Annotated in this window: 11 protein-coding genes; 3 read left to right on the top strand and 8 right to left on the bottom strand. The window is 67.8% G+C overall.

From position 1 onward, the window contains the following. Positions 1-150: 150 nt before the first annotated feature. Complete coding sequence (locus LPW26_RS20755) at positions 151-1,452, bottom strand: RsmB/NOP family class I SAM-dependent RNA methyltransferase (RefSeq protein WP_238737529.1); 1,302 nt, start codon at positions 1,450-1,452, stop codon at positions 151-153. A gap of 38 nt (positions 1,453-1,490) precedes the next feature. Then, complete coding sequence (locus LPW26_RS20750) at positions 1,491-1,856, bottom strand: MAPEG family protein (protein ID WP_238737528.1); 366 nt, start codon at positions 1,854-1,856, stop codon at positions 1,491-1,493. 134 nt (positions 1,857-1,990) lie between these two features. On the opposite strand from LPW26_RS20750, the gene LPW26_RS20745 reads away from it, so the two are divergent. Further along, on the top strand, positions 1,991-2,656 hold the full coding sequence (locus tag LPW26_RS20745; RefSeq protein WP_319942187.1) for an acriflavin resistance protein: 666 nt from the start codon (positions 1,991-1,993) through the stop codon (positions 2,654-2,656). 10 nt (positions 2,657-2,666) lie between these two features. Here the strand turns inward: LPW26_RS20745 and LPW26_RS20740 are convergent, their stop codons facing one another. From LPW26_RS20740 to LPW26_RS20730, 3 genes are all read right to left on the bottom strand, one after another. Next, on the bottom strand, positions 2,667-3,692 hold the full coding sequence (locus LPW26_RS20740; RefSeq protein WP_238737527.1) for an NADP-dependent oxidoreductase: 1,026 nt from the start codon (positions 3,690-3,692) through the stop codon (positions 2,667-2,669). Between the two features lie 490 nt (positions 3,693-4,182). Next, on the bottom strand, positions 4,183-5,679 hold the full coding sequence (gene guaB, locus LPW26_RS20735; RefSeq protein ID WP_238737526.1) for an IMP dehydrogenase: 1,497 nt from the start codon (positions 5,677-5,679) through the stop codon (positions 4,183-4,185). Positions 5,680-5,986: 307 nt separating this feature from the next. Then, positions 5,987-6,235: a hypothetical protein gene (locus tag LPW26_RS20730; protein ID WP_238737525.1), complete on the bottom strand. Its 249-nt coding sequence runs from the start codon at positions 6,233-6,235 to the stop codon at positions 5,987-5,989. Positions 6,236-6,373: 138 nt separating this feature from the next. Here LPW26_RS20730 and LPW26_RS20725 point away from each other — a divergent pair, with 138 nt between their 5' ends. Beyond that, positions 6,374-7,861: a DHA2 family efflux MFS transporter permease subunit gene (locus tag LPW26_RS20725; protein ID WP_238737524.1), complete on the top strand. Its 1,488-nt coding sequence runs from the start codon at positions 6,374-6,376 to the stop codon at positions 7,859-7,861. Positions 7,862-7,864: 3 nt separating this feature from the next. Here LPW26_RS20725 and LPW26_RS20720 read toward each other — a convergent pair whose 3' ends face one another. The 3 genes from LPW26_RS20720 to LPW26_RS20710 form a co-directional block, all read right to left on the bottom strand. Beyond that, positions 7,865-8,044 (bottom strand): hypothetical protein, encoded by a 180-nt coding sequence (locus LPW26_RS20720; RefSeq protein WP_238737523.1) that lies wholly within the window; start codon positions 8,042-8,044, stop codon positions 7,865-7,867. A 343-nt stretch (positions 8,045-8,387) separates the two neighbouring features. Continuing rightward, complete coding sequence (locus LPW26_RS20715) at positions 8,388-9,104, bottom strand: RlmE family RNA methyltransferase (protein WP_238737522.1); 717 nt, start codon at positions 9,102-9,104, stop codon at positions 8,388-8,390. 183 nt (positions 9,105-9,287) lie between these two features. Next, positions 9,288-10,355 (bottom strand): Ppx/GppA phosphatase family protein, encoded by a 1,068-nt coding sequence (locus LPW26_RS20710; RefSeq protein ID WP_238737521.1) that lies wholly within the window; start codon positions 10,353-10,355, stop codon positions 9,288-9,290. A 227-nt stretch (positions 10,356-10,582) separates the two neighbouring features. Here LPW26_RS20710 and LPW26_RS20705 point away from each other — a divergent pair, with 227 nt between their 5' ends. Continuing rightward, a complete protein-coding gene (locus tag LPW26_RS20705; protein WP_238737520.1) occupies positions 10,583-12,958 on the top strand; it encodes a xanthine dehydrogenase family protein molybdopterin-binding subunit in 2,376 nt (791 codons plus the stop codon). Positions 12,959-12,983: the final 25 nt, after the last annotated feature.

The raw sequence follows: 12,983 nt of genomic DNA, 5'->3' as shown, positions 1-12,983 counted from the left end.
CCCCCCCCCCCCCCCCCCCCCCCCCCCCCCCCCCCCCCCCCCCCCCCCCCCCCCCCCCCCCCACTTCCGCGCGGCCGAGATTCCGTGCCTGCGTCGCCCTCACCCCAGCCCTCTCCCGCAAGCGGGAGAGGGAGCGCGCCGTGCTTGGGGCTAGGCTTTGCGCTTCAAGACGCTCACGAAAAACCCATCTGTCCCGGTCCGCCGTGGGGTCAGCAGCAGGCCTTCGGGGGTGGGCCAGGTGGCGGCCAGGAAGGCGTCGGCCTTGTCCCACAGGGTGGCGGCGAGTTCGGCGGGCGGGATCGGGGTGAAGTCGGGGTGCGCGGCCACGAACGCCCTCACCTGCTCGACGTTTTCCGCCGGCAGCACCGAGCACGTCACATAGGCGATGCGGCCGCCCGGCTTCACCAGCTTGGCGGCCCGCGCCAGCACCTCAGCCTGGTCCTTCAGCCGGATCTCCAGCGCGCCGGGCCGCATCCGCCATTTCGCATCGGGGTTGCGGCGCCAGGTGCCGGTGCCGGTGCACGGCGCATCGACCAGCACCAGATCGGCGCTGCCCCTGATGTCGGCGAGCGGATCGGCGTCGCCCTTCGGCGGACGCACCTCGGCGTTGTGGACGCCGGCGCGCGACAGCCGGTCGTGGATCGGCGCGAGCTGGCGCTTGTCCGAATCGGTCGCGATCAGCCGGCCCTTGCCCTGCATCATCGCGGCCAGCGCCAGCGTCTTGCCGCCCGCTCCGGCGCACAGGTCGATCACCTGCTCGCCGGGCTTGGCGCCCGACAGCAGAGCCGCGAGCTGCGAGCCCTCGTCCTGGACCTCGACGGCGCCCTTGATGAAGTCCTGCTCGGCCTGAATGCCGGGGTTACGGGCGTCGGCGCCGAGTTCGATCCGCAGCCCGAGCGGCGACCACGGAGTCTCGGTGGCGCCGAGATGCTTCAGCGAGGCCAACACCTTGTCGCGTTTGCCCTTGAGCGTATTGACGCGCAGATCGAGCGGCGCCCGGCTCGCCATCGCAGTGGCCTCGGCGACGCGCTCGTCGCCGAACAGCGCGGCGAGCTGATCGTCGAGCCATTCCGGGTAGTCACCGGCGACGTGCGGCGGCGCGCCGTCCAGCGTCCGCGTCGTCAACGCGGCGCGTTCGGCGTCGGTGAGCGGCTCGGGCGCGAAGCGGCCACCGTCGCACAGCGCGGCGATCGTCTCGACGTCCATGCCGCGCTCCAGCTTCAGCATGCCGAGCACGCGCGCGCGCGGCGTGTCGGCGTCCATCAGAAAGGCGCTGGAAGCGCGGCGGCGCAGCACGTCCCAGACCAGGCCGGCGATCGCGGCGCGGTCGCCGGAGCCGGCGTAGCGATGCGCCGTGCCCCATTCCTTGAGGGCCTTTGCGGCGGGGATACGCTGCGCATCGATGGCGGCGATCAGGTCGATGGCTGCGGACAGCCGTGCGGCGGGGGTCATGGCAGACTTTCAAATCGTCGAAGGCGCACAAGCGCCGGTCAAATCAGCAGCAGAATGCGCAGCGCGAAGTACAGCCACATCGCCAGCAGCACCAGCGCGCCGGCCAGCCACACCGGGCCGCGGCGACCATTGCCACTCGCGGTGAGGAACACGCCGGCGTCGGCGTAGCGCGCCACCACGAACACCCAGGACAGCAGCACCAGAACCAGGTCCATCTTGCGCAGCGGCAGTGCGATCGCCACCAGCACATAGAACAGCACCGGAAGGTCGAATGGCTCGCGCAGGCCGTCAGGCGCAGGCCGGTCCGCGCCAGGGGCGGATTTGGACCGCGTCCGCCATAGCATCAGTGCGAACGCCAGCCCGACCAGCGCGAACACCGGCAGCAGAACCATTTGGACCGACATCGAAAGCTCTCCGCTTGTTCGGGCCCTCTTAGCCGCGCCGCCGGACTATGACAAATCGCGCGTCGGCGTTGAACCAGCGCCAGCGCAGCTCCGACCCACGCCTGACGGGGTGCGGGACGGATCGGGAGGCGTAGATGGGTGACTGGGCCAGCTTTGCGGAGACGATCGGCGACATGATCGCGGACGCGATCGTCAGCCTCGGCCGCATCTTCGGCCTCACCACCGATGCCGCCGGGATCGCCACATCGGCGCTGGCCGGCGCCGCCGCCGCGGGCGCGGTGGCCATCGTGCTCTGGATGTATTTCGGCCGGTACGAGCGCACCGTTCGCGACGTCCTCAAGCACGGCGCCGCGCTGGTGTTGGCCGGCGCCCTGCTCGCTTTCGTGGTTCACGACATTCGCCACACTGCGCTGGCTGCGCTTGGCCTGAACAGCGCCAGGCCCGCCGTCGAATTCGAGATCCGGCTGCCGCCGGCCGCGCTCGCAGCGCTCGGCCGCGACGCCCAGATCGAGCTGCACACCGACCGCAATCAGACCATCGCGCAACTGCAAGGCCCCGCCGCGCTCGCCGACGGCCATGCGGTGCTGCGCGGCTCGGTGCCGATCGAATTCCGTACCGCCGACCGGCTGGTGATCCTCAACCTGCCCGGCGAGGGCCAGCATCTGTTCAAGCTGCGGCTCGCCGCCAATCCGAGCCGCACCGCCATTTTCGGCCCGTGGCATCTGGCGGACCGCGCGCCGTCGCAGAGCCGGCCCAAGGCCGTCCGCGACGACTACGCGATCCGCTACCGGGTGATTTAGCCCGCTCGCGCTACGCCTTGTCGGCGCCGATGCGAACCATCTGCTTGCCGAAATTCGCGCCCTTCAAGAGGCCGATAAACGCCTCCGGCGCGCTCTCGACTCCCTCGGTGACGAACTCCTTGTACTTCACCTTGCCTTCACGCACCCACTGCGACATCTCGCGCAGAAACTCCTGACGCCGGCCGGCGAAGTCGCTGACGATGAAGCCGCGGATATTGAGCCGCTTGGTCAGCACATGGCGCATCAGCGCGGTCGCCCATTTCGGCGTCGGCGGCGCTTCGAAGGCGTTGTACTGGGCGATCAGTCCGCACACCGGCATGCGGGCGAAATTGTTGAACAGCGGAAACACCGCTTCGAACACTCCGCCGCCGACGTTCTCGAAATACACATCAATGCCGTTCGGGCACGCCGCCTTCAGCTTGGCGGCGAGGTCCGGATCGCGATGGTCGAGGCAGTCGTCGAAGCCGAGCTCTTTCTTGACGTAGTCGCACTTCTCCTTGCCGCCGGCGATGCCGACCGCGCGGGCGCCCTTGATCTTGGCGATCTGCCCGACCGCCGAACCGACCGCGCCGGATGCGGCGGCGACCACGACGGTCTCGCCTTCCTTCGGCTGGCCGATATCGAGCAGGCCGGTGTAGGCGGTCATGCCGGGCATGCCGAGCACGCCGACAGCCGTCGAGATCGGCCCGAGCGACGGGTCGATCTTGCGCAGCGGCTTGGCGTCGGCCACCGCATGGGTCGCCCAGCCGCTGTGCGCCAGCACGATGTCACCCTTGGCGAAGCCGGGGCTCTTACTGTCGATCACTTCGCACACCGTGCCGCCTTCCATCACGCCGCCGATCGGAACCGGCTGCGCGTAGGACGGCCCATCACTCATGCGGCCGCGCATATAGGGATCGAGCGACAGCCAGATCGTCCGCAACAGCACCTGCCCCTCGCCCGGCGCCGGCATGTCGACTTCCTCGAGACGGAAATTCGCCGCGGTCGGCTCACCGACCGGACGCGAGGCAAGAACGATACGCTTGGCCTTGGACATTGCGTTTCCTTTTTTGATGCTTGTTGAGAGATCAGGCGTCGAGGCCGGGACTGTATGCGAATGCATCCAATTCGCCAACTGCGGTGCGGATCGCCCCCCACGGAGGTTGGCGCAGCGTCAATTCACCTTTGCGACACCCTCTCGTTCGTCATTCCGGGGCGCGCCTCTTGGCGCGAGCCCGGAATCCATAGCCACTTTGCACACGACAGGACACGACGCCGCGCCGCCCCGCATCACAACACAGCGCGGTGGTTATGGATTCCGGGCTCGCGCTTCGCGCGCCCGGAATGACAATGGAGAGGTGATCGGCGAAACTAACCGTTTCGGCGGCCAGCCGCCCGCCGCAGCGCCGTCATTCCGGGGCGCTCGCGCAAGCGAGCGAACCCGGAATCTGCAACGGGTACCGCCGTGCCCCATCTCTTCGAGATTCCGGGTTCGCGCGCAAGGGCGCGCGCCCCGGAATGACTGCCACTTGGTACTTCGCGCAGCCTCACACCCCGCCCGGGTAGTTCGGGCTTTCGCGGGTGATGGTGACGTCGTGGACGTGGCTTTCGCGCAGGCCGGCGCCGGTGATGCGGACGAACTGCGCCTTGTCGTGGAATTCGCCGAGGCTCTTCGCGCCGACATAGCCCATCGCGGCGCGCAGGCCGCCGGCGAGCTGATGCACGACGTTGCCGACCGGGCCCTTGTACGGCACCTGGCCCTCGACGCCTTCCGGCACCAGCTTCAGCGTGTCCTTGATGTCCTGCTGGAAGTAGCGGTCGGCCGAGCCGCGCGCCATCGCGCCGACCGAGCCCATGCCGCGATACGCCTTGTAGGAGCGGCCCTGCCACAGGAACACTTCGCCGGGTGTCTCATCGGTGCCGGCGAGCAGCGAGCCGACCATCGCGATGTCGGCGCCGGCCGCCAGCGCCTTGGCGAGGTCGCCCGAGTACTTGATGCCGCCGTCGGCGATCACCGGCACGTCGGCTTTCTTGCACGCCTCGACCGCGTCCATGATCGCGGTGAGCTGCGGCACGCCGACGCCGGCGACCATGCGGGTGGTGCAGATCGAGCCGGGACCGATGCCGACCTTGACGCAGTCGGCGCCGGCGTCGATCAGCGCCTGGGCGCCCTCGCGGGTGGCGATGTTGCCGGCGATCACCTGCACGGCGTTGGAGATGCGCTTGATCCGTGTCACGGCTTCGAGCACGCGCTGCGAATGGCCGTGCGCGGTGTCGACGACGACGAAGTCCACGCCGGCCTCGATCAGCCGCTCGGTGCGCTCGAACCCGCCCTCACCGACCGTGGTCGCCGCGGCGACGCGCAGCCGGCCCTGTGCGTCCTTCGACGCCAGCGGATGCGCGACCGCCTTCTCCATGTCCTTGACGGTGATCAGGCCGACGCAGCGATACTGATCGTCGACCACCAGCAGCTTCTCGATGCGATGCTGATGAAGCAGCTTCTTGGCTTCGTCCTGGCTGACGCCCTCGCGCACGGTGACGAGGTTCTGGTGCGTCATCAGCTCCGAGATCTTCTGCGACGGATCGGTCGCGAAGCGGACGTCGCGGTTGGTGAGGATGCCGACCAGCTTGCCGGGGCCGTGGCCCTGCGCGCCGGTGACCACCGGGATGCCGGAGAAGCCGTACTGATTCATCAGCGCCAGCGCGTCGGCCAGCTTGGCGTCGGGGCTGATGGTCAGCGGATTGACCACCATGCCGGATTCGAACTTCTTGACCTGGCGAACCTGCGCGGCCTGCCCTTCCGGGTCGAAATTGCGGTGGATCACGCCGATGCCGCCGGCCTGCGCCATCGCGATCGCCATGCGGGCCTCGGTCACGGTGTCCATCGCCGAGGCGATAATCGGCACGTTCAGGGTCACCGAGCGGGTGATTCGCGAGCGGATATCGACTTCGGACGGCAGCACATCCGACAGGCCGGGCTTCAGCAGCACGTCGTCGAACGTATAGGCTTCCTGAAAATGCGGGGATCCGTTCACTGACGCCATGGCCAACTCCGTTCGGCGGCAACGACGGCCGCGCTCGATCTTGCGGAGACGGGAGACACATTCGGCGCCGCAAGAGGCGGCGCCGTCGAATCGAGCCCGTCGGTAGGGTTGGCGGTGGTCGATAGCATGGTGATATGACGAATCATAGGGGGAAGCGGGCAGAGCGCACCCGCTTCCACCGCGGCTCCGTCACGGCGCCGCGATCGATCCGAAAATCACTATCGGATCAGGGATTTCGGTCCTCGGGGCCAGCGCACAGGCGGCGTCGCCCCTTCGCTATGCGACGACGATCAGATGCCGCGAGCCTTCAGCGCCGGTAGCCCTGCGGCGGGCCATACTCACGGATTGCTTCGACAACTTCGCGGTGCATCCGCTTTTCCCGCTCCATCCGCACCGCAATCAGCGCGTGCAGCGACGGCACCACCAGCAAAGGGTGGAAGATCAAGCCGAGCACCAGGCAGACGACCAGCAGCATGAAGTTGAACACCGCCGACAGCGGCTGACCGTTGAACAGCAGGCCCAGCGGCGGCAGGAACGCGGCGAGCAGGTAGATCATCGGCGAAACTCCCTGGCGAGGTTCCGGCAGATGGGAACGCGCCGGTCACGCAGGATTTAGGAAGCACACACGCTTCCGCAATAGCGACCGCTCGGCGCAGGTGCTACAGCCCGGGCTCCCTCCTCGACCTCATCCGGCATGCAAAAAGAACGACTGATCCCGCTGATCGTGGCCGCCGCGCTGTTCATGGAAAACATGGACGCCACCGTGATCGCGACCTCGCTGCCGGCCATCGCGGCGGATATCGGCACCTCGCCGCTGACGCTGAAGCTGGCGATCACCTCGTATCTGCTGTCGCTGGCGGTGTTCATCCCGGCGTCCGGCTGGGCCGCCGACCGGTTCGGGGCGCGCACGGTGTTCTCCGCGGCGATCGCCGTGTTCATGGTCGGCTCGATCGGCTGCGCGCTGGCGCATTCGATCAACGACTTCGTCGCCGCCCGCATCCTGCAGGGCATCGGCGGCGCGATGATGACTCCGGTCGGGCGGCTGGTGCTGCTGCGCTCGATCGACAAGGCGGCGCTGGTCGGCGCGATGGCGTGGATGACGGTGCCGGCGCTGATCGGTCCGGTCATCGGCCCGCCGCTCGGCGGCTTCATCACCACGTATTTCTCCTGGCACTGGATCTTCCTGATCAACATCCCGATCGGGCTCGCTGGCATCTTCTTCGCGCAGCGCTATATCGATCCGATCCGCAGCGAGAATCCGGAGCGGCTCGACGTCTACGGCCTGGTGCTGGCCGGCATCGGCGTTGCCGGCATCGCGTTCGGCCTGTCGGTCGCCGGCCTCGGCCTGCTGCCCTGGCCGGTCGTCACCGGCCTGATCGTGGTCGGCTGCGGCTCGCTGCTGCTGTATCTGCGCCATGCCCGGCGCACCGCCTCCCCGGTGCTCGACTTCTCGCTGATGCGGCTGACGACGCTGCGCGCCTCGCTGACCGGCGGCTTCCTTTTCCGGCTCGGCATCGGCGCGCTGCCGTTTCTGCTGCCGTTGTTGATGCAGATCGGCTTCGGCTTGACGCCGTTCCAGTCCGGCCTCGTCACCTTCGCGTCTTCGGCCGGGGCAATGGGGATGAAGCCTCTGGCCGCGCGGATCATCCGCACTTTCGGCTTCCGCCGCATCATGACCATCAACGCGCTGGTCAGTGCCGTCTTTCTCGCCGCCTGCGCGCTGTTCACCCCGGCGACGCCGCTGCTGCTGATCATGATCATCCTGCTGGTCGGCGGTTTCTTCCGCTCGCTGCAGTTCACCGCGATCAACACGGTGGCTTATGCAGAAGTGCAGACGCCACAGATGAGCCGCGCCACCACGCTGGTCAGCGTCGGCCAGCAGCTCGCGATCTCGGCCGGCGTTGCGGTCGGGGCTTTTACGGTGGAGGCCACCATGGCGCTGCGCCACTCGTCGACACTCAGCGCCGACGATTTCGCCCCGGCTTTCGTGGTGGTCGCCGCGCTGTCGGCGCTGTCGGCCTTCTCGTTCTGGCGGATGCCGGACGACGCCGGCAGCGAGATTTCCGGCCGCAAGGCGATCGACATTTCCAGCCGCAAGGGCGAAGTCAGCGCGGTCACCAGCACCGCCACCAAGAAGGCCACGGAAGAGACCCAGGACGCACGCGATCAGCGGCTGGGTTGACGGTTAGCGCAGGGCGTCCTGGTCGCCAGGACCGAGATCGTCGTGCCGCACCGCCAGTCGCAGCACGTCGGCGCAGATCGGGCAGCGATAGTGCGGCACGTCGAAACGCGCGTTGGCGTGTTCGACCTCGACGAGTTCGCGGTCGACGCCGCATGCCCGACACATCGGGGTCAGAATATCCATCCGCAGTCCCCTCGGGTTTCGCTGTCCAATGAACCAGCGTAGAAGAGTCTGCGAAATCACCGCTGTAAATTGATACCCCAGCGCGGCAAATCGTGCGTACTCAACCGGAATCTGAGCAAGTAACTCGCAGCTCAGCTCGCACGAACGCGCAGCGCCACGGAATGAGAGCGGTTGTGCTTCTGATAGCATCACCGCCGTCATCCTGAGGCACCCGCTGTGCCGCGCTTTGCGCCGCGCTGCGGGCCTCGAAGGATGAGCCGCAAGCACCTTGGCCGTATCCTTCGAGGTGCGCTACGCGCACACCTCAGGATGACGACTCAGCACTCGAAGAGACGGCGTCGCTTCAATCAATCGATGAAGCGCTTTGGTCTTGCGAGACCTCCGCGGTACCGCGAAAGCCCATCGCCAGGACATAGCGCTCCGACGAATCCTTGCGGCTCGCTGCTGGCTTGACGTTCTTGACGGTCGCGAAATCGCGCTTGAGCTGATTCATCAGCGTCGCGTCCGCGCCGCTCTGAAACACCTTGGCGACGAAGGTGCCGCCCGGCTTCAGCACTTCGCTGGCGAACTGCGCGGCGCTCTCGACCAGGCCGACGATGCGGAGCTGATCGGTCTTGCGATGGCCGGTGGTATTGGCCGCCATGTCGCTCATCACCACGTCGGCGCCGCCGCCGAGCATCTCGCGGAGTTTGTCGGGCGCGGCATTGTCGAGGAAGTCGAGTTGCGCGAATGTGACGCCGGGAATCTCGCCCATCTCCAGCAGGTCGATCGCTATCACCTTGCCGCGGCCCTCCGCGGCGCGCGTGCGCTTGGCTGCGACCTGGCTCCAGCCGCCCGGCGCGGCGCCGAGATCGACCACCGCCAGCCCCGGCTTGAGCAGGTGATACTTGTCGTCGATCTCGGTCAGCTTGTAGGCCGCGCGCGAGCGATAGCCGTCGCGCTTGGCCTGCGCGACATACGGATCGTTGAGTTGGCGGTCGAGCCAGAGCTTCGACGACAGCTTCATCCTGCCGGCGCTCTTGACGGTAACGCGCATTCGTCCGGTGGTGTCTTTGGCCATGGCCCTGCTTGTGCGTGATGAACCAGCGTTGCTTAGCAGATGAGCGCGGAAAAAACAGCGCGGAACCGATTCTCCCGTCATTGCGAGCGAAGCGAAGCAATCCAGTGCCGTGCACCGAGGCTGGATTGCTTCGTCGCTACGCTCCTCGCAATGACGGGGAGAGGTCGTCCGCTGAATTGAGGCTCAGGCCCCGAGCAGCCCATCGGCCTGCATCATCTCGACCAGCATGCCTTCGCGGAGCCCCCGATCGGCGACGCGCAGGCGGGGCAGCGGGAACGCCGCGCGCACCGCGTCGAGGATGGCGCAGCCGGCCAGCACCAGGTCGGCGCGCTCGGTGCCGATGCAATGGTTTTGGGCGCGGTCGTGATAGGTCATGCCGAGCAACCGCTCGATCGTGGCGGTGAGTTCGGCATCGTCCATCCAGATGCCGTCGACCCTGCGCCGGTCGTAGCGGATCAGATCGAGATGCAGGCCGGCCAGCGTGGTCACGGTGCCCGACGTCCCGAGCAGATGCAGCCCTTCGAGATCGTCGCCATGGGCGGCGGCGAACGGCGCGACGTGCTTGGCGACCTCCGCCACCATCGCCGTATAGCTGCCGGGCGTCACCACCTTGCCGCCGAACTGCTCGGCGAGCGTGACGACGCCGAGCGGAATCGACATCCAGGCCCGAATCCGGGGCGGCAGATCCGGCCGCGCCGGATCGCGCGCGAGCCGCACCAGCTCGCTGGAGCCACCGCCGATGTCGAACAGAATCGCGCCGCGGCCGGCCGTGTCGACCAGCGGCGAGCAGCCGGTCGCGGCCAGCCGTGCCTCGGTCTCGCGATCGATGATTTCCAGCCGGATGCCGGTGGCGTGGGCGACCTTGTCGCAGAATTCGTCGGCATTGACCGCTGCCCGGCAGGCTTCGGTCGCGATCAGGCGTTGCCGCGTGACGTGACGCTGCCTGATCTTGTCACGGCACACCGACAGCGCCGAGATCGCTCGGGTTATCGCCGCGTCGCTGATCCGTCCGGACACGGAGACGCCCTCGCCCAACCGGATAATCCGGGAAAACGAGTCGACGACCCGGAAGCTGTCCCCGGCCGGCCGCGCGATCAGCAGGCGGCAGTTGTTGGTGCCGAGATCAAGCGCCGCATAGACGGCGCCGTGCGGCGCAGTCGTGTCATGCTCAGCCTCGGCCGCTGCAATATGCGCCGGCTGCGGATCTTCGCGCGGCACAGGGCCGCCGCGGAGCCGCGTCTCCTCGTCCATCAATTCGGTCTTTCGTGGCCGTCCGGCCGACGTCGTGTTCAGGTTTTCACGGAAAGTTTAGCAGCGCCCGGCTGGGGCGCAACCCATCGCACGGCCCGCATTCCAGATCGTGCGTTGCCGCGCCGGTATTGCCGGCCTATTTGGAGATGATTGCCCTCCCCGCCAAGCCCTTGCGGACCTTTGCTGCGCCAGCGGCCGTCCGCCTCTCACGTGCTGGAACGAACCGGATGCAGGACCACACTTCGAACGCGTCGCTCGACACCTCCATCGCGCTGCAGAAATACGGCGTCGGCCAGCCGGTGCGGCGCAAGGAGGACGACACGCTGGTGCGAGGCAAGGGCCGCTACACCGACGACTGCAGCCTGCCCGGCCAACTTTATGCCGTGATGGTCCGCAGCCCGCATGCCCACGGCGTCATCCGCGGCATCGGCCTCGAGGCGGCGCGCGGCATGCCGGGCGTGCGCGGGGTCTATACGGGCGCAGATCTGGCCGCCGCCAATTACGGGCCCTTCACCTGCGGTCTGCCGATGAAGAGCCGTGACGGCACGCCGCTGCTGCAGACCAATCGCCTCGCGCTCGCGACCGACAAGGTCCGCTTCGTCGGCGATCCGGTTGCGTTCGTGGTCGCCGACACGCTGGCGCAGGCACGCGACGCCGCCGAAGCGGTCGAGCTCGACATCGAGCCGCTGCAGGCCGTCATCGATGCCGACGCGGCGATGCAGCCCGGCGCGCCGCAGCTCTACGACCACATCCCCAACAACGTCGCGATCGACTATCACTTCGGCGACACCGACGCGGTGAATGCCGCCTTCGCCTCGGCCGCGCATGTGACCACGCTGGACATCGAGAACACCCGCGTCGCCGCAGTGCCGATGGAGCCGCGCGTCGGGGTCGCGTCCTACGACGCGAGGTCCGAACGCTACACCATCCAGCTCCCGACCCAGGGCGTCACCGGCAACCGCAACACACTGGCCAAGCTGCTCGGCGTTCCGAACGACAAGGTGCGCGTGCTGACCGGCCAGGTCGGCGGCTCGTTCGGCATGAAGAACATCTCCTATCCGGAATACATCTGCATCCTGCACGCCGCCAAGGCGCTCGGGCGGCCGGTGAAGTGGCTGGACGAGCGCTCGTCGAGCTTCCTGTCGGACAGCCACGGCCGCGGCCAGCAGATCCGCGCCGAGCTGGCGCTCGATGCCGCGGGCCATTTCCTCGCCATCCGCCTCAGCGGCACCGGCAATCTCGGCGCCTATATCACCGGCGTCGCACCGCTGCCGCTGTCGCTCAACACCGGCAAGAACATCGGCAGCGTCTATCGCACGCCGCTGCTCAGCGTCGACATCAAATGCGTCGTCACCAACGTGACGCTGATGGGCGCCTATCGCGGCGCCGGCCGTCCGGAGGCGAACTACTTCCTCGAACGCCTGATCGACCGCGCCGCCGACGAGATCGGGATCGACCGGCTGACGCTGCGCAAGCGCAACTTCATCAAGCCGGCGCAAATGCCGTTCACGGCCTGCTCCGGCGTCACCTATGATTGCGGCGACTTCGCCGGCGTGTTCGCGCAGGCGCTCGAACAGGCGGACTATGCCGGCTTCGCGCAGCGCAAGAAGGACAGCCGCAAGCGCGGCAAGCTGCGCGGCATCGCGGTCGGCTCCTATCTGGAAGTCACCGCGCCGCCGAGCGCCGAGCTCGGCAAGATCGTGTTCGAGCAAGACGGCACGGTGCGGCTGATCACCGGCACGCTCGATTACGGCCAGGGCCACGCCACCCCGTTCGCCCAAGTGCTGTGCGCGCAGCTCGGCTTGCCGTTCGACGCCGTCCGGCTGGAACAGGGCGACAGCGACATCGTCCATGCCGGCAGCGGCAGCGGCGGCTCGCGCTCGATCACCGCCAGCGGCCAGGCGATCGTCGAGGCGTCGCAGCAGGTCATCGCCAAGGGCAAGGCCGCAGCGTCGCATCTCCTCGAAACCGCCGAAGCCGACATCGAATTCGAAGGAGGCCGCTTCACCGTGGCCGGCACCGACCGCAGCATCGGCATCATGGAGCTGGCGCAGCGGCTGCGCGACGCCAAGCTGCCCGAGGGCGTGCCCTCCTCGCTCGACGTCGATCACACCACGCAGGGCCCGCCCTCTGCCTTCCCCAATGGCTGCCATGTCGCCGAGGTGGAGATCGATCGCGACACCGGCGTGACGCAAGTGGTGCGCTACACGGCGGTGAATGATTTCGGCACGGTGATCAACCCGATGATCGTCGCCGGCCAATTGCACGGTGGCGTCGCGCAGGGCATCGGTCAGGCGCTGATGGAGAAGATGAGCTACGACGCCAGCGGCCAGCCGATCACCGGCTCGCTGCAGGACTATGCGTTGCCGCGCGCCGAAGACATCCCGATGATGAGCGTCGGCGATCACCCGGTGCCGACGCCCGGCAACCCGCTCGGCACCAAAGGCTGCGGCGAAGCCGGCTGCGCCGGCTCACTCGGCAGCGTCGTCAACGCCGTCCTCGACGCCCTGAAAGACGTCGGCGTCAAGACGCTCGACATGCCGCTGACCTCGGAAAAAGTCTGGCGCGCGATCCGGGAGGCGAAGGGAAGCGCGGCGGCGTGAGGCGTCGCCGCTCTCCGAGACGATG

Source organism: Rhodopseudomonas infernalis (assembly GCF_022271405.1).
Lineage (GTDB): Bacteria > Pseudomonadota > Alphaproteobacteria > Rhizobiales > Xanthobacteraceae > Rhodopseudomonas > Rhodopseudomonas infernalis.
This window is presented reverse-complemented; position numbering and strand designations above follow the sequence as displayed.

Coding starts and splice junctions, on each gene's coding strand:
- guaB (WP_238737526.1), bottom strand. CDS start 5,679: ATGGCGTCAGTGAACGGATCCCCGCATTTTCAGGAAGCCTATACGTTC.
- LPW26_RS20715 (WP_238737522.1), bottom strand. CDS start 9,104: ATGGCCAAAGACACCACCGGACGAATGCGCGTTACCGTCAAGAGCGCC.
- LPW26_RS20710 (WP_238737521.1), bottom strand. CDS start 10,355: ATGGACGAGGAGACGCGGCTCCGCGGCGGCCCTGTGCCGCGCGAAGAT.
- LPW26_RS20740 (WP_238737527.1), bottom strand. CDS start 3,692: ATGTCCAAGGCCAAGCGTATCGTTCTTGCCTCGCGTCCGGTCGGTGAG.
- LPW26_RS20755 (WP_238737529.1), bottom strand. CDS start 1,452: ATGACCCCCGCCGCACGGCTGTCCGCAGCCATCGACCTGATCGCCGCC.
- LPW26_RS20730 (WP_238737525.1), bottom strand. CDS start 6,235: ATGATCTACCTGCTCGCCGCGTTCCTGCCGCCGCTGGGCCTGCTGTTC.
- LPW26_RS20725 (WP_238737524.1), top strand. CDS start 6,374: ATGCAAAAAGAACGACTGATCCCGCTGATCGTGGCCGCCGCGCTGTTC.
- LPW26_RS20705 (WP_238737520.1), top strand. CDS start 10,583: ATGCAGGACCACACTTCGAACGCGTCGCTCGACACCTCCATCGCGCTG.
- LPW26_RS20750 (WP_238737528.1), bottom strand. CDS start 1,856: ATGTCGGTCCAAATGGTTCTGCTGCCGGTGTTCGCGCTGGTCGGGCTG.
- LPW26_RS20745 (WP_319942187.1), top strand. CDS start 1,991: ATGGGTGACTGGGCCAGCTTTGCGGAGACGATCGGCGACATGATCGCG.
- LPW26_RS20720 (WP_238737523.1), bottom strand. CDS start 8,044: ATGGATATTCTGACCCCGATGTGTCGGGCATGCGGCGTCGACCGCGAA.